The organism is Lysobacter sp. Root983, assembly GCF_001429345.1.
In the GTDB taxonomy this organism is placed as follows: domain Bacteria; phylum Pseudomonadota; class Gammaproteobacteria; order Xanthomonadales; family Xanthomonadaceae; genus Lysobacter.
Map to the genome: position 1 here is coordinate 31056 of NZ_LMJO01000018.1, position 19076 is coordinate 50131.

A 19076-nucleotide genomic window follows, 5' to 3' on the forward strand; every position below is an offset into this window, starting at 1 on the left:
GCTCGCACTCCAGACCACAGGTTCTGCGCGTGCTCCCCCGCATACGCCGCCGTCGGGTCCCCCTCCGCGCGACCGTGCCGCTCCCTCCCGCGCCGGTCTGCGTTATCGTCGCGGTCCGATCCGCGGAGCCGCGCCATGACCTCACGCCTCGTGCCCCACCGCTTGCCGCTGCTCCTGCTCGGCGTGCTGCTCGCCGCCGGCCACGCCGCGCCGGCCGCCGCCGCCGACCGCGTCACCGGCAAACCCTTCGCGACCCGCAGCGAGGTCTACGCGCCGCACGCGATCGCCGCGACCTCGCATCCGCTGGCCACCCAGATCGCGCTGGACGTGATGAAGCAGGGCGGCAGCGCGGTCGACGCGGCGATCGCCGCCAACGCCGCGCTCGGTTTGATGGAGCCCACCGGTAGCGGCATCGGCGGCGACTTGTTCGCGATCGTCTGGGACCCCAAGACCAAGCAGCTTTACGGCTACAACGGCTCCGGGCGTTCGCCCAAGTCGCTCAGCCTGGCCGAGTTCCGCAAGCGCGGCCTCAGCGACGTGCCGTCCTACGGCCCGTTGCCGGTGACCGTGCCCGGCGCGGTCGATGCCTGGTTCGCCCTGCACGGCCGCTTCGGCCGCAAGTCCATGGCCGACGACCTGGCCCCGGCGATCCGCTACGCGCGCGAAGGCCATCCGGTGCACGAGGTGATCGCCTACTACTGGAACGCCTCGGTGCCGCGCCTGTCGAAGTGGCCCGGCTTCAAGGAGCAGTTCACCATCGACGGGCGCGCCCCGCGCACCGGCGAGACCTGGAAGAACCCCAACCTGGCCGCGACCCTGGAGAAGATCGCCAACGGCGGCCGCGACGCGTTCTACAAGGGCGATATCGCGCGCACCATCGACGCCTACTTCAAGGCCAACGACGGCTACCTCAGCTACGACGATCTGGCCTCGCACCAGGGCGAGTGGGTCGAGCCGGTCAGCAGCAACTACCGCGGCTACGACGTCTGGGAACTGCCGCCCAACGGCCAGGGCATCGCCGCGCTGCAGATCCTCAACATCCTGGAAGGCTACGACCTCAAGGGCTACGGCTTCGGCAGCCCGGAGCACGTGCATCTGTTCGCCGAAGCCAAGAAGCTGGCCTTCGCCGACCGCGCGCGCTGGTACGCCGATCCGGCCTTCGGCAAGCTGCCGGTCGAACAGCTGATCTCCAAGCGTTATGCCGAACAACGCCGCAAGCTGATCTCGATGGACAAGGCCGCGCGCGAAGTGCAGCCGGCCACGCCCAAGGAACTGGACGAGGGCGACACCATCTACATGACTGTGGCCGATGCCGACGGCATGATGGTCTCGTTGATCCAATCCAACTACCGCGGCATGGGCAGCGGCATGGCCGCGCCGGGCCTGGGCTTCATCTTCCAGGACCGCGGCGAGCAGTTCGTGCTCAAGGAAGGCCACCCGAATTCGTTCGCGCCGGGCAAGCGCCCGTTCCACACCATCATTCCCGCGTTCGTGACCAAGGACGGCAAGCCCTGGCTGTCGTTCGGCGTGATGGGCGGCGCGATGCAGCCGCAGGGCCATGCGCAGATCGTGATGAACCTGATCGACTTCGGCATGAACCTGCAGGAAGCCGGCGATGCGCCGCGCATCCAGCACGACGGTTCCACCGAGCCGGCCGGACAGGCCACGGTGATGAGCGACGGCGGCGAGCTGGATCTGGAAACCGGCTATCCCTACGAAACCGTGCGCGAGCTGATGCGCAAGGGCCATAGCGTGCGTTTCGCCAACGGCCCTTACGGCGGCTACCAGGCCATCATGGTCAATCCCCACGGCGGTTACGTCGGCGCCAGCGAATCGCGCAAGGACGGCCAGGCGGCGGGCTACTGATGAGCGATCGCAGGCCGCTCGCGCTACGGCGTTCGGGCGATCGTGCCGCGGTCGGCGGCGGCACGCCGGCATGAACGCCGTTGCAGGTCTGCTGCGCGAAGCCTACGCGGCCTTGCAACGCGGCGACGCGGCGCAGGCGCGCCTGCGTTGCGAAGCGGTGCTCGCCCAGGATCCGAACAACTTCGATGCCTGGCGCATGCTCGCGGTCGCCGCGCAGGCGCTGGGCGACGCGCCGCGCGGGCTGGCGGCGGCGACGCGCGCGCAGCAACTACGCCCGGACGACGGCCCGGCCGCCTTGGACCTGGGCACGCGCCTGCTGCACGCCGGCCAGGCCGCGGCCGCGGCGCCCTTGCTGCAACTGGCCATGCAGCGCCTGCCGCAGGACGCGCGCGCGGCGTTCCGCTACGCCAACGCGGCTTTCCAACTGGGCGACTACGCCGCCGCCGCCGCCGGCTTCGCTGCCGCGACCGAGCGCGATCCGAACTGGCCCGAGGCCTGGAACAACCTGTCCGCGGCGCACAGCCGGTTGCAGGAATATCCGCAGGCGATCGCGGCCGCGCGCAACGCCTTGCGGCTGGCGCCGCAGGACCCGGAAGCGCACCAGGCCTTGGCTGTGCTGCTGTCCAATCTGTTCGATCGGCCTTCCTTGCTGGAGGGCCTGCGGTCGGCCGAACGCGCCCTGCAACTGGACCCGAACCTGGCCGCGGCGCATCGCAACGCCGCGGTGCTGCTGCGCAAGCTCGGCGAGCCGGTACGCGCCGAAGCGCATGCGCGCCGGGCCTTGCAGTTGCAGCCGGACCATCCCGCCAGCGTCGAAATCCTCGGCGATCAGTTGATCTTGAACGGCCGCGGCAGCGATGCCGCCGCGATCTACGCCGACGCGATCGGTCGCGGCCTGGACACGCCGGTGCTGCAACGCCAGCACGGCATCGCACTGCTGCACGCCGGCCGGGCCCAGGCCGCGCACGAGCAGCTGAGCGCGGCGCTGCGGCAGCAAGGCGACGACCAGCGCAGCATCGCCCACCTCGGTGTGGCGCTGGCCGCCGATGGCCGCGTCGCCGACGCGGTCGACCTGCTGGGGCTGCAACGTCACATCCACGCGATCGATCTCGCGCCGCCGCCCGCGTATGCCGATGCCGCCGCCTTCCATGCCGAGTTGGCCCAGGACATCCGCCGCCACAGCCAGCAGCGTTGGGAGCCGGCCGGTCTGGCCGCGCGCCAGGCCTATCTCAGCGGCGATCTGCTCGCCGATCGCACCCCGGCCATCGTCGGCTTCGAGCAGCGCCTGCGCGCGGCGATCGACGCCTTCATCGCCGATGCGCGCCAGCGCCAGGCCGGCACGGACGCGCACGACGACGTCTTCCTGCGCAACGTGCCGCTGCGCTACCGCCTGCACGTGTGGGCGACCCAGGCCGCCGAGAGCGGCTACATCGACACCCACATCCACGAGGATTCCTGGCTGTCGGGCGCGTACTACGTCGAACTGCCCGAGGCGATCGTCGACGCCGCTCCCGATCAAGACGATCCCGATCAAGCCGATCCCGATCCCGATCACGCCGCTCCCGATCACGCCGGCTGGATCGAATTCGGCCGGCCCTACGCGGGCCTGCCGCAATGGCCGGCGGCCGCGTTGCGTCTGGTGCGCCCGCACGTGGGCCGCCTGCTGCTGTTCCCGTCCTATGTGTTCCACCGCACCTTGCCTTACCAGGGCAGCGGCGAACGCATCAGCATTTCCTTCGATCTCGCGGCCGCCTAGGACGGCGCCGCGCTCGTCCAGAACGCAAGATGAGCACCGACGACGCCCGCGACCGGGCCCTGTTCTCCTACGGCACCCTGCAGGACGCAGGCGTGCAGCGCGCCACCTTCGGCCGCCTGTTGCACGGCGAGGCCGATGCCCTGGTCGGTTATCGGCGCAGCGCGTTGAAGATCGAAGACGCGCAGGTCGTGGCCATCAGTGGCCAGGCCCACCACCCCATCGTCGAGCGCAGCGACGACCCGGCCGACCGCGTTAGCGGCACGGTGTTCGCGATCACCGCCGAAGAGCTGCGCCACGCCGACGCCTATGAAGTCGACGCCTACCAACGCGTCGAGGCGCCGCTGGCCTCGGGGCGACGCGCCTGGGTGTACGTGAAACGCAACGGCGGCTGATCCGGTCCCCAGCTTCGATCACCGCTCTGCCTCCCCCTTTGGAAAAGGGGGATCGAGGGGGATTTGCTTCTCAAGCCGCGACTCCAGCCGCGTAGGATGCGATGAGCCCTAGGCGAACCGCATCGTCGCGCCATTACGAGCGCCCGCGCTCCCCATCCGCCGACATCGTCGCGCAAGCTCGCAACTGCACGCCGCCACACGTCACCGGCCTCAGCCCGTCGCGGCGTCGGCGCTAACGCCCCGTGCGGCCACCCCGCGCGCGCCACGCAAGAGCGCGCGCAAAGCCGGAATGCACGGCAGATACAGCGCCGCACCCACGACCCAGGCCCAGCCGTTCCAATGCCCGGCGCCGGCGACGTAGACCGCGCCGAACACCAGCGGGCCGATCACCGCGGCCAAGCTGGCGAGGCTGGCCAGCACGCCTTGCAACGCGCCCTGGCGGGCTTCGTCGGTGTGCGTGCTGGACATCGCCAGCAAGGCCGGCCCGCCGATGCCGCCGCCGGCGGCCAGCAGCAGGCCCGGCGCCACGGTCCAGCCGCTGCGCGCGAACGCGAAGGTCAGGTAACCCAGCACATCGCTGACCACGCCGCCGACCAGGCTGCGCGCGGGGCCGAAGCGTTCGCTGATGCGGCCGGTCGCCAGCGCCTGGAACAGCGCGTGCATCACCCCGAACGCGGCCAGCGACAGGCCCACCGCGGTCGGATTCCAACCGAAGCGGTCGTGGCCGTAGATCGCCCACAGCGTGCCCGGCACCTGGCCGGCCAATTGCATGGCCAGGTACAGCCAGAGCAGCGGCGCCAGGTCCGGCAGCCGGCCCAGTTCGCGCAAGGAATGCCACGGCACCAGTTCGCGCAGCGCCGGCGCGCGGCCGCGTTCGCGCGCCGGCTCGGGCAGCGCCAGCCAGGCCAGGCAGAAGTTCAGCGCTGCCAGCACCGCCGCCGCCACGAACGGCGCCCGCAACCACATCGCACCGAGCAGGCCGCCGATCACCGGCCCCGCGATCAGGCCCAGGCCGAAGCTCGCGCCCATCCAGCCGTAGCGGCGCGCGCGCTGGGACGCGTCGGAAATGTCGGCGATGTAGGCCCCGGCGACCGAGCCGCTGGCGCCGCTGATGCCGGACATGGCGCGGCCCAGATACAGCAGCGACAGCCAGGGCGCACAGGCCATCAGCAGGTAGTCCAAGGCGCTGCCAAGCAGCGAGAACAGCAGCACCGGGCGGCGGCCATAACGGTCGCTGAGTGCACCCAGCGCCGGCGCGCACACGAATTGCATCAGCGCGTACAGCGCGGTCAGGGCACCGGCGTGCAGGGCCAGATTGCGCTGCAGGCCGAAGGAGTCGAGCAGCTGCGGCAGGACCGGCGCGATCAGGCCCAGGCCGATCGCGTCCAGCGCGACCGTGGCCAGGATCAGGGCCAGGGCGTAGCGGGCGGGGGACCGGGTCGGCGGCGCAGGCCGGCCGGAGGGTAGGGTGCTCATGGCATCTCCCTATCAGTGATAGATTGCGCGCATGCTAATCTATCGTCGATAGGGGGGGCAAGGCCCATGGCCGGAGCGCAATGAAACTGCAACGGGACAAGGTGGTGGCCGCCGCCCTGAAGCTGCTGGACGAGGTCGGCATGGACGGCCTGACCACGCGCCGCCTGGCCGAGGCGCTGGGCGTGCAGCAGCCCAGCCTGTACTGGCATTTCAAGAACAAGCGCGAGCTGCTCGACGCCCTGGCCGACGCGATGCTGGCCGAGCAGCGTCCGGTGGACCGCGCCGCTTACCCGGACTGGCGCGATTGGATGACCGCCCAGGCGCACGAGTTCCGCCGCTGCCTGCGCGCGCACCGCGACGGCGCGCGCGTGCACATCGGCACGCGCCCGCAGGCCGGCGAATTCGGCGACGGCGAGGCACAGCTGGCGTATCTGGTCGCGGCCGGCTTCGCTCCGGCGGACGCTTTGCGCGCGATGATCTCGCTCAGCTACTACACGATCGGCTGGCTGCTGGAGGAACAGGCCGCGACCGAGGCCGGACGCGGCCCCGGGCAGGCGCCGATGGCGCCGGATCCGCAGCGCTATCCGCTGCTGGCGCAAGCGCAGACGGTGTTGAGCCAGAACGACACCGAGGCCGATTACGACTACGGCCTGCGTGCGCTGATCGCGGGGTTCGAGGCGTTGATGGTGCGGCCGCAGGCGTAAGCGCTCACCGCGTCGCATCGCCAAGCGCCACGTAGGATGCGCTGAGCCAAAGGCGAACCGCATCGTCGCGCGAATTCGTAGCGATGCGACGGTGCGGCTACCACCGCACCCTACGACACACACGTTTCTCACGAACCACTCGAAGAGCGCCCGCCTCAAGCCCAGCTTCGTAGGATGCGGTGAGCCCTAAGCGAACCGCATCGCCGCGACACCACGATCGCCCGCGCCGCCGATCAATCCGCCGGCACCGTCCGCGAACGCGCCCACTCGCGCAAGCCCTCGACCTGCTCGGCCATCATCACCGACAAGGGCCGGGTCTGCTTGAGCTCGGCGCGCAGCTGGAAATCCGCCATCGGCGCGCCGGCCGCGTGCGCGGCGTACAGCGCGGCGACGATGGCCTGCTCGATCTCGGCGCCGGAAAAACCGTCGCTGGCCGCAGCCAGCGCAGGCAGGTCGAAAGCGTCCGGTTCCAGCGAACGCTTGCGCAGATGCAGGGCGAACAATTCGATGCGCGCCGAGGCGTCGGGCAGGTCGACGAAGAAGATCTCGTCGAAGCGGCCCTTGCGCAGCAGCTCCGGCGGCAGCGCGTCGATCTGGTTGGCGGTGGCCACCAGGAACACGCGCGACTTGCGTTCGGCCATCCAGGTCAGCAGATAGCCCAGCACGCGCCGCGACACCCCGCCGTCGCCGTCGCCGCCATCGCTGGCCAGGCCCTTCTCGATTTCGTCGATCCACAGCACGCAAGGCGCGAGCTGTTCGGCCGAAGCCAGGGCCGAGCGCAGGTTCTTCTCGGTCTCGCCGTGGAACTTGTCGTACAGGGTGCCGAAATCCAGCCGCACCAGCGGCACGCCGAAGCCGGCCGCGACCGCCTTGGCCAGCATGGATTTGCCGCAGCCCTGCACGCCCAGCAGTAGCACGCCCTTGGGCGGGTCCAGGCCCGGCGGCGGCTCGCCGCCGGTGAACACCGCACGGCGCTGCTCGACCCAGCGCTTGAGCCGGCGCGCGCCGGCGACGTCGCTCATGCGCGCGCTGTCGTATTCGTAATGCAGGTGCCCGGAGCGGTTGAGCAGTTCGAACTTGAGCTTGGCCAGCTCGGGCAGGTCGTCGGCGGCGATCGCGCCGTCGCGGAAGATCAGATGGCGCGCGATCCGGCGCGCGTCGACCGGGTCCAGGCCCTGCAGGTTGCGCACGATCTGCTGGACCACCTCGGCATCGGCCTCGACCCGGCGCCCGCCGTGCTCGCGCATGTAGTTCGCCGCTTCCTCGCGCACCAGCTTGAGCAGGGCGTTGGCGTCGGGCAGGCGCGGGGTGTAGCGCACCGCCAGCGAGTCCAGATCCGGCGGCAGCTCGACCTTATGCCCGATCAGCACCAGCACGTGCGGCTGGCAGCCGCGCCGCTGCACGATCTCGCGCAGCTGGCGCTGGGTGCTGGCATAGCCCAGGTAGGGGTGGGCGTCGAACAGCAGGTAGATGCCGCGCTGGTCGGCGTCGCGGATCGCCTGCAACGTCGCCGAGATGTCGGGCGCGACCCGGGTCTCCTCGTCGTCGCGGTCGAAATCGACCCGGCGCAGGCCTTCGGTGATCGACCAGCGGTACAGCGCGCGCCACACCTGCATCAGCGCCTGCCGGAACAGTTCGACCACGCGGGTTTCGTCGCGGGTCTCGATCACGATCAGGGAGGTATTGGCGCGAATCAGCGCGGTCAGGTCTTGCAGGTCGGTCATGGAGGGATCTTCGAGGTCGCCGCCATGATATCGGCGCGCGCCGCCGAACGCTTGAGCGCGCGGGCCGCAACCGCGACCATGGCCCATCGCGCCCTGCGGCGCGCCGACCGCGAACGCGATGGCCTTCGACGCCTTTGCCCTGGTGCTGGCGCTGCTGGCGCTGGGCTATCTGTTCCAGCGCCTGCGGGCGCTGCCCGACAACGCCGCCCAGACCCTGAACCTGGTGGTGCTGTACGTCTGTCTGCCGGCCGCGGTGCTGCGCTACGCGCCGCGCCTGCAGCTGGAGCCGGCGCTGCTGGGCGTGGCCGCGGTGCCCTGGCTGCTGCTGGGCGCGACGGTGGCCCTGGTCGGCGCGCTGTCGCGCTGGCTCAAGTTCCGCCGCGACGAACACGCGGTGCTGCTGCTGACCGCGGCCCTGGGCAACACCAGCTTCCTCGGCTATCCGCTCACCCGCGCCCTGATCGGCGAGCACGCCTTGCCCTATGCGGTGGTCTACGACCAGTTCGGCGCCTTCCTGATCCTGTCCACCTTCGGCCTGTGGGTGCTCGCGCGCTACGGCGGCGACACCCCACCGAACGCGCGCGACATGCTGCGCCGGGTGCTGCGCTTTCCGCCGCTGTGGGCCTTGCTGATCGGCTTCACGGTGATGCCGGCGCAGCCGCCGAGCTGGATCGCCGGCGGCCTGCAACGCCTGTCCGACGCGCTGCTGCCGCTGGCCATGCTCACCATCGGCCTGTCGGTGAAACTGACCTTGCCGCGCGACGAACTCAAGCCGTTGCTGTCGGGGCTGGCCTTGAAACTGGCGGTGATGCCGGCGCTGGCCTGCGTGCTGGTGCCGCTGCTGGGCCTGCACGGCGAGATGGCGCGCACGACCGTATTGGAATCGGCGATGCCGCCGATGGTCACCGCCGGCGCCCTGGCGATCGCGCAGCAGCTGGCGCCGCGCCTGGCCGCGGCCATGGTCGGCTACGGCCTGCTGCTGTCGCTGGCGACGCTGCCGCTGTGGGCGCGGGTGGCGGTGGGTTAGCGAAAAAAAAACGGCGCCGGATCGCTCCGGCGCCGTCGACCTGCCCGCGCACGGGCCGCGGACTAGGTCTGGCTCAGTTCACGGTCGAGCAGGTCGCGCTGTTGTTGGTGCGCAGCTGGTCGTAGCTCAGCTGGCCCGCGGGCAGCGGCGAGGCCTGTGCCGGCAGCAGGCTGCGATAGGCCGGCGCGTACAGCGCCGACAGGAAGCAGGCTTGCGACTGGGCGTGGAACTTCAGGCGCCCGTTGCCGAAACTGCTGTCGAACCCGACCGCGCCCAGATCGTTGCCCTGGGTGCCGGACACCTGCACCAGCGCGTCGTAGGTCGCATCGGCCAGCAGGCTGCGACGCTGGCTCAACAAGGCGGCACGGTCGGCCTTTTGCTGCGTGGTGGCGTTCGCGGGCAGCGCCGCCGGCTCGGTGGCGTTGCTGCGCTGGCGCTGATGCTGCAGCCCCAGCGCCGCCAGCGCGGCGATGTGCGGAGCGGCGGCGGAGGTGCCGTTGAACGCGTTGTCGCCATAGGACACCGTGTCGACATTGGCGAAGCTGCCCATGTCCGGCTTGGCGTTGCCCGCCGCCTGACCGGCCGGGCGCGCGCCGCCCGCGGCCAGTACCGGCCCGCGCGAGCTGTACGCTTCCAACGCCGAATCGGCCGCGTTCAACGCCGCCACCGTGATCACGCTGGCCGAGTCGGCCGGATGCAGGATCGAGCGCTCGTTCTGGGCGTACTGCAGCGGCAGCTTGCCGGTGGTGATGCGCAGGAAGTTGGCCGCGCCGGCGCTCTTGCGTACCACGCGCAACGCGAACATGCCGCCGCCGGAGATGGCCGCGCCGCCCAGGCTCAGGCCGCGGTAGGCGTCGACGCAGCGTGCGGTGGCCATGTTCGAGGACGGCACGAAGCTGAAGCCTTCCAGCGGCTCCTGTCCGGCACCGCCGTTTTGCGACTGATCGGACTGCGTGGCCGCGACCCAGCCGGCCGGCGTGACGATGTTGCCCCAGCGGCCGGTGACCGGATCGCGCCCAAAGGCCTGGGTCTGGTCGCGCCAGCGCACCAGTTCCAGACGGTAGTCGGTATCGACGAGGTTGCCGTTGGACGCCCAGTCGTTCCAGCTCAGGTAGGCGGTGATGGGCAACTGGTTGGCGACGGCCGCGCCGGCCGCGGTGAAGAGCGGGTAGCACTGAGCGAAGGCGGCGCCCTGGCCGACATTGATCGAGAGGATGTTGGTGTCCTGGACGCCCGCGGTGGCGGTGTCGAAGTCCTGCGCCACGTTGGCGATGGCGGCGCCGCCGCTGTCGCCGTCCCAATGCGCCTGGGCGTGGTTGCCGGCGGCGTTGATCACGATCACGCCGTTGCGGCTGGCCGCGTCGATCGCGTCGTACAGGCCCTTGTAGACGCCCGAGGTGGCGGTGCCGTCGCCCGGCGCGCCGGCGATGCCGCCCTGCGAGGCGGTGATGACCTGGGCGCGCGGTTCGCCTTGCGGCTGGTTCTGCGCGTTGAGATTGGCTGCATTCTGGATGCCCCGGACCCAGTCGGCATTGGCGCCGGCGTCGTAGACCCTGAACTTGGCCTTGGGGGCGATGTCGTAGACGATCTCGGTGACCGCGTTGCCGTGTTTCGCGCCGCCCGCGCCGAAGGCTTTGCCGGTCGGCGGGGTCATCACCAGGTTGTCCGGCTCGGCGGCGGTGTTGCTGGGCCACTCGTTCGCGGTCTGTAGCGCCGCGATTTCGCCGGCGGTATTGCCGAACTGGTCCATGATCGCGATGGTCAGGCCTTCGCCCTGCAGGCTCTTGCGCAGCGCTTGCGGCAGTTCGGCGGCATTGCCGAGCGCGCGCAGCTGGTCGATGCCGCTGGCGGTGGCGCCGTCGGAGAACGCGACCGTGTCGGCCATGTGCATCAGGCCCACGCCCGCGACGGCGTCCTGGCCGGCCACCCATTCCAGTTGCGCCAGCGGCACCAGCGCTTCCAGCACCGGCGAGCCCGGGATGTCCTGGGCCTGGATGCCGCCGGCGCGCAGCACAGCAAGCAGTGCGCCCGAGGCTTGGGCCAGCAGGTGCGGGTTCTGGATGGCGGCGTAGTCCAGCGCCAGGTCGACGTTGACCTTGACCTTCTCGCCTTCGCGCCAACGCTGCGGGATGCCGGCGCGGTCCAGCGCGGCGATCTGCGCGCGCACCGAAGCGGCGGTCGCGGCCTGCGCGGACGGGGTGCCCTGCGCGGCCGCGGCAAGCGCCTGCGCGCGCAGCTCCGGCGGCAGCGTCTGCACGGCTTCCAGCAACTGGCCGGCGCCCAGCTTGGCCTGCGCGGGCGTGCGCGGCGTCGGCGCGGTGTAGGCCACGCGCAGCGAGGCCGGCGGTGCGGCGATGCCGCTGGCGTAGGTGCTGCTATTGGCGTTGCCGTTCGGCTGCGATGCGGCGTCGGGGTTCGGAGTCGCATCGCGTTGCGTCCACAGCAGCACGGCGGCGCAGGCCGCCGCCAAACCGATCGCTGCGTTCTTCTTCAAAATCGCCTTCTTCATTCGAGGTGTTCCTGATGACGGGCCGTAGGGGATCGCTGCGCCGCACGTTCGTGCGCACATAAGGGAGACGGCGGATGGGCGTGGGCGATCGTTCGTGCCGAGCGCGACGCTCTTCGTCGCGATCGAAGGGCGGCGCTGTCGCTCGGCACACTTTGTTCAACGCGATGAGGTCGGCTACCCCTACCCGAAAATTTCTCTACTGGAAAATTTTTTGCTGGGATGTCGCGTCGCATGGGGTGCTACTGCGGCCAATGCACATAAAAACTGTGTAGAAAGTGCGCCACGAAAGGGCATCGACGAGCGCTTGCGCACGCCGCGATGTGCGCCACCGGTTCAACGCAGCGCATGCCGACGGGCGGGGCTGGCGCCTTGGCCGCGCGCGGCGGCTGTGCTTTGCTGCGGATCGCGGTGGACGCGATCAGCGGCATACAGGGACGAGGTCGATGAAGGAACGGGGACGAAGGTCGTGGATAGGGATCGCATTGCTGGCGGGCTGCGCGATCCTGGCCGTCGTCGGCCTGCGCCTGTTCTCATCGCCGCCTGCGCAAGCGCGCGGCGCGAGTGTCGCGGTCCAAGACTCGGCCGCGCCGGAATCGCCGCCCGCGACGGCGGTTCATGCCGCCACACCGGCGGCTGCCGCGTGCGATCCCGGGGTCTGGATCGACCAGTACCGGGAGGCCAGCGAGGCCTACGCGCGCGGCCTGCTGACCCAACCCGACGCGCGCGCCCGCCTGATCGCGGCTAGCCTGCTCGGTCACTACGCGGACGACACGGAGGCCCGCATCCAGGCCGCCGCCGCTTACGCCGATGCCGTGCGCTTCGGCGCCGACGACCCGCTGGTGCGTTGGGTCGAAGCGTTGCGTTGTCCGGCCGCGTCCGCCGACTGCGACCCCGGTCCGGCCTTGCGGCGCCTGCAACAACTCGAGCCCGACAACGCCGCGGTCTGGTTGCTGGCTTTGCAGGCGCGCAATCGCGACGACGCGGCGGCTGCGGACGCCGTGCTGCAGCGTGCGGCCAGCGCGCGCCAGTACCGGCTGTTCAATACCGAGTACGCGCAGGAGACGACCCAGCTCCTGCGGCGCGTGCCCGGCCCGGCGATCGGCGCCTGCACCGCCGCGCGCATGCGGCCCGAGACCGGCTTTGCCGGCACCCAGGCCGGTGCGATCGGTTTTTTGGCGCAGGACTTCGTAAGCGCCCTGCCGACGCCCGTATTCACCGAGTTGTCCGAACTGTGCGCGCAGCCTCCGCCGCGGCGTCGCCAAGCCTGCATCGATGTGCTGAGCCGGATGGCGACCGACGCCGACGACGTCGCCAGCCGCGGCCTGGCCACGGCGCTACTGGTGGGCTCGATCCCCGACGATTCCGATGCGCTCTGGCGTGAACGCCTGCGTCGCCATCGCTGGCTGGCCCTGCGCCTGTCCGAGTCCGCCGATCGTTTGCGCGCGGAGCAGCCCCTGCGTCTGCTGCGCGAGGGCGAGATCCCCGGATTCGAATCCTGGCTGGCCGAAACCGGCCAAGCCGGCGTTCCGCCGCCGGACTGGCTGCCGCCCGATCCCGGCAGTCGTGCCTTGATCCTCACCGGCCGAGCGGATTCCGGCGCCGCGGACGGGTACCGCTTGGCACCGCGGTAGGTTCGTGCAGCTCCGCTGAGCGGCGACGCGCAGGCGGCCGTCGCGCGCGATCCGACTGCCGAGGGCGCCGATGCCGGTAGGCTGGCCCTGCGGCCGGTCGCCGGTAAGGGAGTGGGGATGCGGAAGGTTTGGGCGACGGTCGTCGCGTTGATCGCATTGGCGCTGGTGTCGTTCGTCGGCGCGCGCCGGGCCGGGTGGTGGGAATCGGCGCAGCTCGCGACCGTGGCGCCGCCGCCGAGCGCGACGGCGCAGCGAGACGAGGCCTCCGCGGCGCGACTCGGCGACGCGGCCACGAAGACCGCGTCAGCGGCCGCGTCGGCCGACTGCGACCCGATGCAATGGAAACGCGCGTTCGCCGCCGCCACCAGCGAGCGGGCGCGACGCACCATGGTCGATCCGGATGCGCGCACGGCGCTGACCGCGGCGTTCTTGTTCACGTCGGGGAGCGCGGTACTGAACGACTCCCTCTACAAGGAAGCGCATGGCGAAGGCGCCGCCGCGATGACCACGGCCTTGCGCCTGGGGGCGGACGAGCCGTTGGTACAGTGGATTGCAGCCAGCGGCGGTTGCGCCGGCATAGGGGAGGATTGCGATCCGGACCGCGCCGTGGCTCGACTGCAACAGCTGGACCCCGACAACGCGGCCGTGTGGCTGGCCAGCCTCGCCCGCGCCATCGAGCGCGGCGACGACCTGCCCACTCAGGAAGCCTTGCTGCGGCGCGCCGCGCGCGCCGATCACTACCGCATCCATTTCCGTGAGCTCGGTAGCGTCATGTACGCGGCCCTGGACGAACTGCCGCCACTGGCGGTGTCCGCATGCGCACAGAAGGCGTACGCCGCGGCGTCCGATGTGCCGGCCACGCGCGAGAACCTTATCGGCGTTGCGGCAATGAATACCGCTATGGCCAACGGGTTTCCATCGATCTCGCCGATCGCGGAACTGTGCGAACAACCGCCGCCGTCCAGGCGCGAGTCCTGCATCGGCTTGCTCGCTCACATGGCCAGCGGCAGCGAAATGATCGATCAGGTGATCGGCCTGCACTTCGGCGTGCCGCTGGTCGCCAATACCTCCGAGGGTGTCGCCTGGCGCGAGCGCCTGCGCCGCCTGAGCTGGCTGCGCCACCACTTCCCGGGAGAGAACGGCCAGCCGACGCCGCCGGACTGGCCACTGCGGGTGTTCGCACAGGGCGAAATGCCGGCCGCAGAGGCTTGGCTGGTCGAGCGCGGCCAACGCGTCGACCCGCCACCGGGCTGGCTGCCGGACAATCCCATGCAGCGTGCGCTGATCCAGACCGGCCGCCGTCCGCCCCGGGCCACGCCGCCGCCGGCCCCCGACCCGCGATAGCTCCAACCCCACCCCCGGTGTACGCTGCGGCTTCCGCCTAGAGGGAGCTCGCATGAAGACCGTGCTGGTGGCCAGTTCCAAGGGGGGCGTGGGCAAGACGACCATCGCCACCCATCTCGCCGCGCAGTCGGCGCTAGAAGGCCTGCGCACCGCGCTGGTCGACGCCGATCCGCAAGGGTCCTCGACCCGATGGGCGCAGCGCCGCGCCACCCTGGACAGCGCGGTCCTGCCGTTGGACGGCACCCGCCGCAAAGCCTGGCGCAAGGGCCTGCCCGAGGACACCCAACGGGTGGTGATCGACGCCCCGGCCGGCGCGATGGCCGAGGACCTGGAGGCCTTCCTCGAGGTCGCCGATGCGGTGATCGTGCCGGTGCAGCCCTCGACCCTGGACATCGAAGCGACGGTCCCGTTTCTGGACACCCTGGCCAAGCACCCGCGCGTGCGCCGCGGCCAGCTGCGCGTGGGCCTGGTCGGCAACAAGCTCAAGCCCTGGACCAACGCCTCCCAGCAAGCGGTGGAGCTGCTCAGCGAATGGCCGTATCCGGTGGTCGGGCAACTGCGCGACAGCCAGGCCTATGTGGTGATGACCGCGCTGGGCAAAAGCCTGTTCGATTACCACTCCGCGCAGATCCGCGAACACCAGGCCGACTGGCAGTCGCTGCTGAAGTGGTTGAAGAAGTAGGCCCGAGCGGCGGCGCGCGCACCCCATGAAGGCAGTGGCGTATTGAGCGTGCCTCGCATCGCTGCGTTCACATGGCCGGCGCAAGCCGACGGCTACCTTTCTGCGTCGCCGACAGGCATCCTCCTTCCCAAGTGCTGCGCGTTTGCGCGCCGCGCGTCCCCTTCCACTCGTTAGCGGCCTAATCCATGCGCGAACTGATCCTGCTCCGCCACGCCCATGCCGAGCCGGCCGCCCAAGGCCAGGCCGATCTCGACCGCCCGTTGTCGGCCGAGGGCTTGGCCGAGGCCGAGGCCGCCGGCCGCTGGCTGGCCCAGAACAAGCTGGTGCCCGACTGCGTGCTGTGCTCGCCCTCGCGCCGCACCCGCGAAACCCTGGAGGCGGTGCTGGCCGCGATCGGCTACGTCGATCAGCGCATCGAACCCTCGATCTACGAAGCCACCCCGGGCACCCTGATCGCCCTGGCCGATCTGCATGTCGAAGCCGAGCGGCTGATGCTGGTCGGCCACAACCCCGGCCTGGAGCGTCTGGCCGCGCTGCTGCACAGCGGCCAGTCCGGCGACTACCGCGGCATGCCGCCGGGCGGCATCGCGGTGCTGAACGTGCCGGCCGAAACCAGCCTGGAGCCGGGCGTCGCCCAGCTCAGCGCCTTCTGGTGGCCGTGAGGCCGCAGCGACCTAAGGCCGCACGCACCTCCGCCGCGATCGGCTTCCTGCTTTGCGCCCTGGTCTGCGCCCCGCTCGCGGCGCAGACGCCGGCGCCGTCGTCGTCCGGCTTCGATCCGTTCTACACCCGCTTCGGCTTCGAGCTGCGCACGCGCTGGGGCCAGAAAGTGGAAGGCGCCTTCCCCAGCTACGAGGGCGAAGTCGCGGTGCTGCCCGACGGCCGCCACCAGGTCCGCATCGCCCTGGCCACCGGCGCGGTCCAGGTCGGCGATTCGACCCGCTACACCGAACTCGCGCGCGGCCGGCGCTTCTTCGACTCGGCGCGTTTCCCGCGCATCGAGTTCCTGTCCGAGCCGCACCCCGCCGATTTGGTGCGCGCAGGCGGTAAGCTGCGCGGCCGTCTCACCCTGCACGGCGTCAGCCGGATGGAAACCTTCGTGTTGGCGCCCTCGACCTGTTTGCGACCCGGCAAGGACTGCGACGTGCTCGCCCATGGCAGCGTCAGTCGCGACGATTACGGCCTGGACGGCTGGCAGCTGGCCTTGAGCGACCGCGTGCGCTTCACGTTGCGCGTGCGCCTGAAGCAGGACCTGGCCGGGAGCGCGACGCCGTGAAGCGCTGGCAACGGATCGCGATCGCCGCACTGGCGCTGAGCCTGTCGGCCTGCGCCGGCCTGTCGCGGGTGCAGCGCGATCGCGCCTCGCAGATCGCCCTGGCCGCGCGGCCTACCCAGATCGACTGCGCGGCGCCCCACGCCTGCGCCCAGGCTTCGCCGCTGCGCGACCTGGCCACGCGCGCGCTGGACGAGTCGAGCGCGGACGCGCCGCGCCATTACGCCCTGATCCTGGACCACGGCCAGGACGCCTTGCTGGCGCGCATCAACCTGATCCGCAGCGCGACCACCGCGATCGACCTGCAGACCTATATCTACGACGAAGACGACGCCGGCCGGCTGGTGCTGGACGAGCTGATCGCGGCCGCGCGCCGCGGTGTGCGCGTGCGTCTGCTGCTGGACCAGCTGGCCGCGCTCAAGCATCTCGATACCCTGGCCGCGCTGTCCGGCGCGCACGCCAACTTCGAAGTGCGCCTGTACAACCCGGTGCTCAAGCGCGCGCGCATCAGCTACCCGCAATACCTGTTGGCCGCGGCTTGCTGCTGGCGCCGCCTCAACCAGCGCATGCACACCAAGCTGCTGCTGGTGGACGGCGCGGTCGGTATCACCGGCGGGCGCAATTACCAGGACGACTATTACGACTGGGACGACGAATACAACTTCCGCGACCGCGACCTGCTGGTGGCCGGCCCGACCGCGCAGGTGATGGATCAGGACTTCGTGCGCTTCTGGGACGACCGCCGCAGCGTGCCGGTCGAGCGCCTCAAGGACGTGGGCACCTATCTGCTGCGCAGCGGCGTGCCGGCGCTGCCGCCGGCCAACTTCGAGCGCCCCGAGCGCGCCCAGGCCATGCGCCGCGACGCCAGCGACGTCGAACTGGTGCGCGCGCGCCTGGTCGCGCGCGCGCTGCCGGTGGGCGCGGTGAGCTACATCGCCGACTCGCCGGACAAGCACCGCGGCAACGGCATCGACGGGTCTCAGTCCTCCGCCTCGCTGCGCGGCCTGATCGAATCGTCGCAGCGCGAAGTGTTGCTGCAGACGCCCTATCTGGTGCTGTCGGACGCGGCCCAGGACCTGTTCCGCGACCTGCGCAAACGCCCGCAGCCGCCGCGCGTGATCGTGTCCACCAACAGCCTGGCCGCCACCGACGCCTTCATCGCCTACGCGCTGTCGTACAAGTACAAGCGCCGCTACCTGCGCGAGTTCGGCTTCGACATCTACGAGTACAAGCCGTTCCCGGCCGACGCGCCGATCGACATCGCCGCCACCGGCGCGCCGCTGCCGGACCTGGGGCTGGACCTGCCGCCGCAGCCCGAGCCCGCGGCGCTGCGGCGCGAGCGCCTGGACCGCTCCAGCGTGATCTCGCGCGCCCAGTACCGCACGCCGTTGTCGCGCGAGTACGCGGCCATGCGCTACGCGCGCCGGCGCGCCAACGAACCGGTGCCGCTCAAGCGCGCCGGCGTGCGCATCGGCATGCACGCCAAGTCGATGGTGATCGACGAACGCATCGGCGTGGTCGGCACCCACAACTTCGATCCGCGCGGCGACCGCTACAACACCGAGAGCGCGGTGGTGATCGACGACGCCGCGTTCGCCGCCGAACTGGCCGCCAGCATCCGTCGCGACATCGCGCCGGCGAACTCGTGGGTGATCGCGCGCCGCGACAAGCCGCCGGTGTTCTCCGGCTTGGAGTACTCGATCACCAAGGTGTCCGAGCATCTGCCCTTGTTCGACCTGTGGCCGATCCGCTACGCCACCAGCTACGAATTCGTGCCCGGGCCGAACTGCCCGCATCCGCTGTACCGCAATCAGCCGGGCTTCCGCGCCTGCTACCGCCCGGTCGGCGACTTCCCCGAGGTCAGCCTGGGGCCCAAGCGCCTGATCACGCGCATGTTCACCGCCTTCGGCGCGGGGCTGGCGCCGATTCTTTAGTCGGCTGGGGCGGCCTGCGGCCGCTAAAAGCAAATCCCCCCTAGCCCCCCTTTTTCAAAGGGGGGAAGCAAAGCCTGTGGCCGCTTAGCGCCGCCACGGGCTCCGAAACGCTGCGCCCCGACGCGCGCCCCCACCCGCCGCGAATCAGTTCCCCCCTTTGAAAAAGGGGGGCTAGGGGGGATTTGCTTTACCGCGACGACCGTGGAGCCCCATTCGGCCCCAGCCCCCGCCACAGCCCCTCCCGGCCCGTCACATCCGCCGGCATAGGTCGTCAGTCATGGGCGGATCGATGCAACCCCTGGCCCGCAAACCTCATCTCTATCAGCAAGTTCCAGTGTTGCAGCCCCGCCGCAGGTGCTAGGTCTTAGGTGGGGTGACTTCCGGCATATGGAACAAGAGCTCAGGTGTTGTACTCTACCAACACACCGAAGCACTGTCACTCCCCCACCGACCAAGGACACCGCCATGAACGTCTCCAAGCTCTTCGATCGCAACGTCGCTTCCACGAGTTCCCAGAACCGCACGGCGCCCGCCGCTCCGGTCCGCCACGTCCACCGCGAACGCGATTTCGGCGTCGGCTACGGCAACAGCTCCGGCTACGCCAGCAGCCGTCGTTACACCAACGACTGGGCGCAGCCCCGCTTCCGCTTCGCGTAATCCACGGTGTCCTCTTGGTCGTGTGTCGGTCCGCTCCATAACGCCGGGACCGGCGCGCTGCGCCCCTCTCCACGCAGTGCGCCGGTCAGAAGGCCGAGCCC

At 70.6% G+C, this 19076-nt stretch carries 15 protein-coding genes; 12 read left to right on the forward strand and 3 right to left on the reverse strand.

Going from position 1 to position 19076, the window contains the following annotated elements; all coding sequences use genetic code 11:
• Window positions 1-135: 135 nt before the first annotated feature.
• The 3 genes from ggt to ASE43_RS18855 all read left to right on the forward strand — a co-directional run bounded on the left by ggt (window position 136) and on the right by ASE43_RS18855 (window position 4014).
• On the forward strand, window positions 136-1866 hold the full coding sequence (gene ggt, locus ASE43_RS18845; RefSeq protein ID WP_056177194.1) for a gamma-glutamyltransferase: 1731 nt from the start codon (window positions 136-138) through the stop codon (window positions 1864-1866).
• Window positions 1867-1936: 70 nt separating this feature from the next.
• Window positions 1937-3622, forward strand: a complete 1686-nt coding sequence (locus ASE43_RS18850; RefSeq protein WP_057161547.1) for a putative 2OG-Fe(II) oxygenase — start codon at window positions 1937-1939, stop codon at window positions 3620-3622.
• Window positions 3623-3651: 29 nt separating this feature from the next.
• Window positions 3652-4014, forward strand: coding sequence for a gamma-glutamylcyclotransferase family protein (locus ASE43_RS18855; RefSeq protein ID WP_057161548.1), 363 nt, complete (start codon window positions 3652-3654; stop codon window positions 4012-4014).
• A gap of 210 nt (window positions 4015-4224) precedes the next feature.
• Here ASE43_RS18855 and ASE43_RS18860 read toward each other — a convergent pair whose 3' ends face one another.
• Window positions 4225-5490, reverse strand: a complete 1266-nt coding sequence (locus tag ASE43_RS18860; protein ID WP_057161549.1) for a TCR/Tet family MFS transporter — start codon at window positions 5488-5490, stop codon at window positions 4225-4227.
• A gap of 80 nt (window positions 5491-5570) precedes the next feature.
• Between ASE43_RS18860 and ASE43_RS18865 the strand changes: the two genes are divergently transcribed.
• Window positions 5571-6194: a TetR/AcrR family transcriptional regulator C-terminal domain-containing protein gene (locus ASE43_RS18865; RefSeq protein ID WP_056177185.1), complete on the forward strand. Its 624-nt coding sequence runs from the start codon at window positions 5571-5573 to the stop codon at window positions 6192-6194.
• Window positions 6195-6427: 233 nt separating this feature from the next.
• Here the strand turns inward: ASE43_RS18865 and ASE43_RS18870 are convergent, their stop codons facing one another.
• Window positions 6428-7918, reverse strand: coding sequence for an AAA family ATPase (locus tag ASE43_RS18870; protein ID WP_057161596.1), 1491 nt, complete (start codon window positions 7916-7918; stop codon window positions 6428-6430).
• 118 nt (window positions 7919-8036) lie between these two features.
• On the opposite strand from ASE43_RS18870, the gene ASE43_RS18875 reads away from it, so the two are divergent.
• Window positions 8037-8945, forward strand: a complete 909-nt coding sequence (locus ASE43_RS18875; protein ID WP_057161550.1) for an AEC family transporter — start codon at window positions 8037-8039, stop codon at window positions 8943-8945.
• Window positions 8946-9018: 73 nt separating this feature from the next.
• Here the strand turns inward: ASE43_RS18875 and ASE43_RS18880 are convergent, their stop codons facing one another.
• Window positions 9019-11454, reverse strand: coding sequence for a S8 family serine peptidase (locus tag ASE43_RS18880; RefSeq protein ID WP_057161551.1), 2436 nt, complete (start codon window positions 11452-11454; stop codon window positions 9019-9021).
• Window positions 11455-11936: 482 nt separating this feature from the next.
• On the opposite strand from ASE43_RS18880, the gene ASE43_RS18885 reads away from it, so the two are divergent.
• The 7 genes from ASE43_RS18885 to ASE43_RS18915 all read left to right on the forward strand — a co-directional run bounded on the left by ASE43_RS18885 (window position 11937) and on the right by ASE43_RS18915 (window position 18975).
• Window positions 11937-13085 (forward strand): hypothetical protein, encoded by a 1149-nt coding sequence (locus ASE43_RS18885; RefSeq protein WP_057161552.1) that lies wholly within the window; start codon window positions 11937-11939, stop codon window positions 13083-13085.
• Window positions 13086-13250: 165 nt separating this feature from the next.
• Entirely contained in the window at window positions 13251-14429 is a 1179-nt protein-coding gene (locus ASE43_RS18890; protein ID WP_235568824.1) for a hypothetical protein, read from the forward strand.
• 52 nt (window positions 14430-14481) lie between these two features.
• Window positions 14482-15111, forward strand: a complete 630-nt coding sequence (locus ASE43_RS18895; RefSeq protein WP_056177175.1) for a ParA family protein — start codon at window positions 14482-14484, stop codon at window positions 15109-15111.
• Between the two features lie 185 nt (window positions 15112-15296).
• Window positions 15297-15773, forward strand: coding sequence for a histidine phosphatase family protein (locus ASE43_RS18900; protein WP_056177173.1), 477 nt, complete (start codon window positions 15297-15299; stop codon window positions 15771-15773).
• Window positions 15770-16387 (forward strand): YceI family protein, encoded by a 618-nt coding sequence (locus ASE43_RS18905; protein ID WP_235568826.1) that lies wholly within the window; start codon window positions 15770-15772, stop codon window positions 16385-16387. Before ASE43_RS18900 ends, ASE43_RS18905 begins: the two co-directional genes overlap by 4 nt.
• On the forward strand, window positions 16384-18318 hold the full coding sequence (locus ASE43_RS18910; RefSeq protein ID WP_057161554.1) for a phospholipase D family protein: 1935 nt from the start codon (window positions 16384-16386) through the stop codon (window positions 18316-18318). The genes ASE43_RS18905 and ASE43_RS18910 overlap by 4 nt, the downstream gene beginning before the upstream one ends.
• A 465-nt stretch (window positions 18319-18783) precedes the next feature.
• Window positions 18784-18975: a hypothetical protein gene (locus ASE43_RS18915; protein ID WP_056177169.1), complete on the forward strand. Its 192-nt coding sequence runs from the start codon at window positions 18784-18786 to the stop codon at window positions 18973-18975.
• Window positions 18976-19076 lie beyond the last annotated feature (101 nt).

Coding starts and splice junctions, on each gene's coding strand:
- ggt (WP_056177194.1), top strand. CDS start 136: ATGACCTCACGCCTCGTGCCCCACCGCTTGCCGCTGCTCCTGCTCGGC.
- ASE43_RS18850 (WP_057161547.1), top strand. CDS start 1,937: ATGAACGCCGTTGCAGGTCTGCTGCGCGAAGCCTACGCGGCCTTGCAA.
- ASE43_RS18855 (WP_057161548.1), top strand. CDS start 3,652: ATGAGCACCGACGACGCCCGCGACCGGGCCCTGTTCTCCTACGGCACC.
- ASE43_RS18860 (WP_057161549.1), bottom strand. CDS start 5,490: ATGAGCACCCTACCCTCCGGCCGGCCTGCGCCGCCGACCCGGTCCCCC.
- ASE43_RS18865 (WP_056177185.1), top strand. CDS start 5,571: ATGAAACTGCAACGGGACAAGGTGGTGGCCGCCGCCCTGAAGCTGCTG.
- ASE43_RS18870 (WP_057161596.1), bottom strand. CDS start 7,918: ATGACCGACCTGCAAGACCTGACCGCGCTGATTCGCGCCAATACCTCC.
- ASE43_RS18875 (WP_057161550.1), top strand. CDS start 8,037: ATGGCCTTCGACGCCTTTGCCCTGGTGCTGGCGCTGCTGGCGCTGGGC.
- ASE43_RS18880 (WP_057161551.1), bottom strand. CDS start 11,454: ATGAAGAAGGCGATTTTGAAGAAGAACGCAGCGATCGGTTTGGCGGCG.
- ASE43_RS18895 (WP_056177175.1), top strand. CDS start 14,482: ATGAAGACCGTGCTGGTGGCCAGTTCCAAGGGGGGCGTGGGCAAGACG.
- ASE43_RS18900 (WP_056177173.1), top strand. CDS start 15,297: ATGCGCGAACTGATCCTGCTCCGCCACGCCCATGCCGAGCCGGCCGCC.
- ASE43_RS18915 (WP_056177169.1), top strand. CDS start 18,784: ATGAACGTCTCCAAGCTCTTCGATCGCAACGTCGCTTCCACGAGTTCC.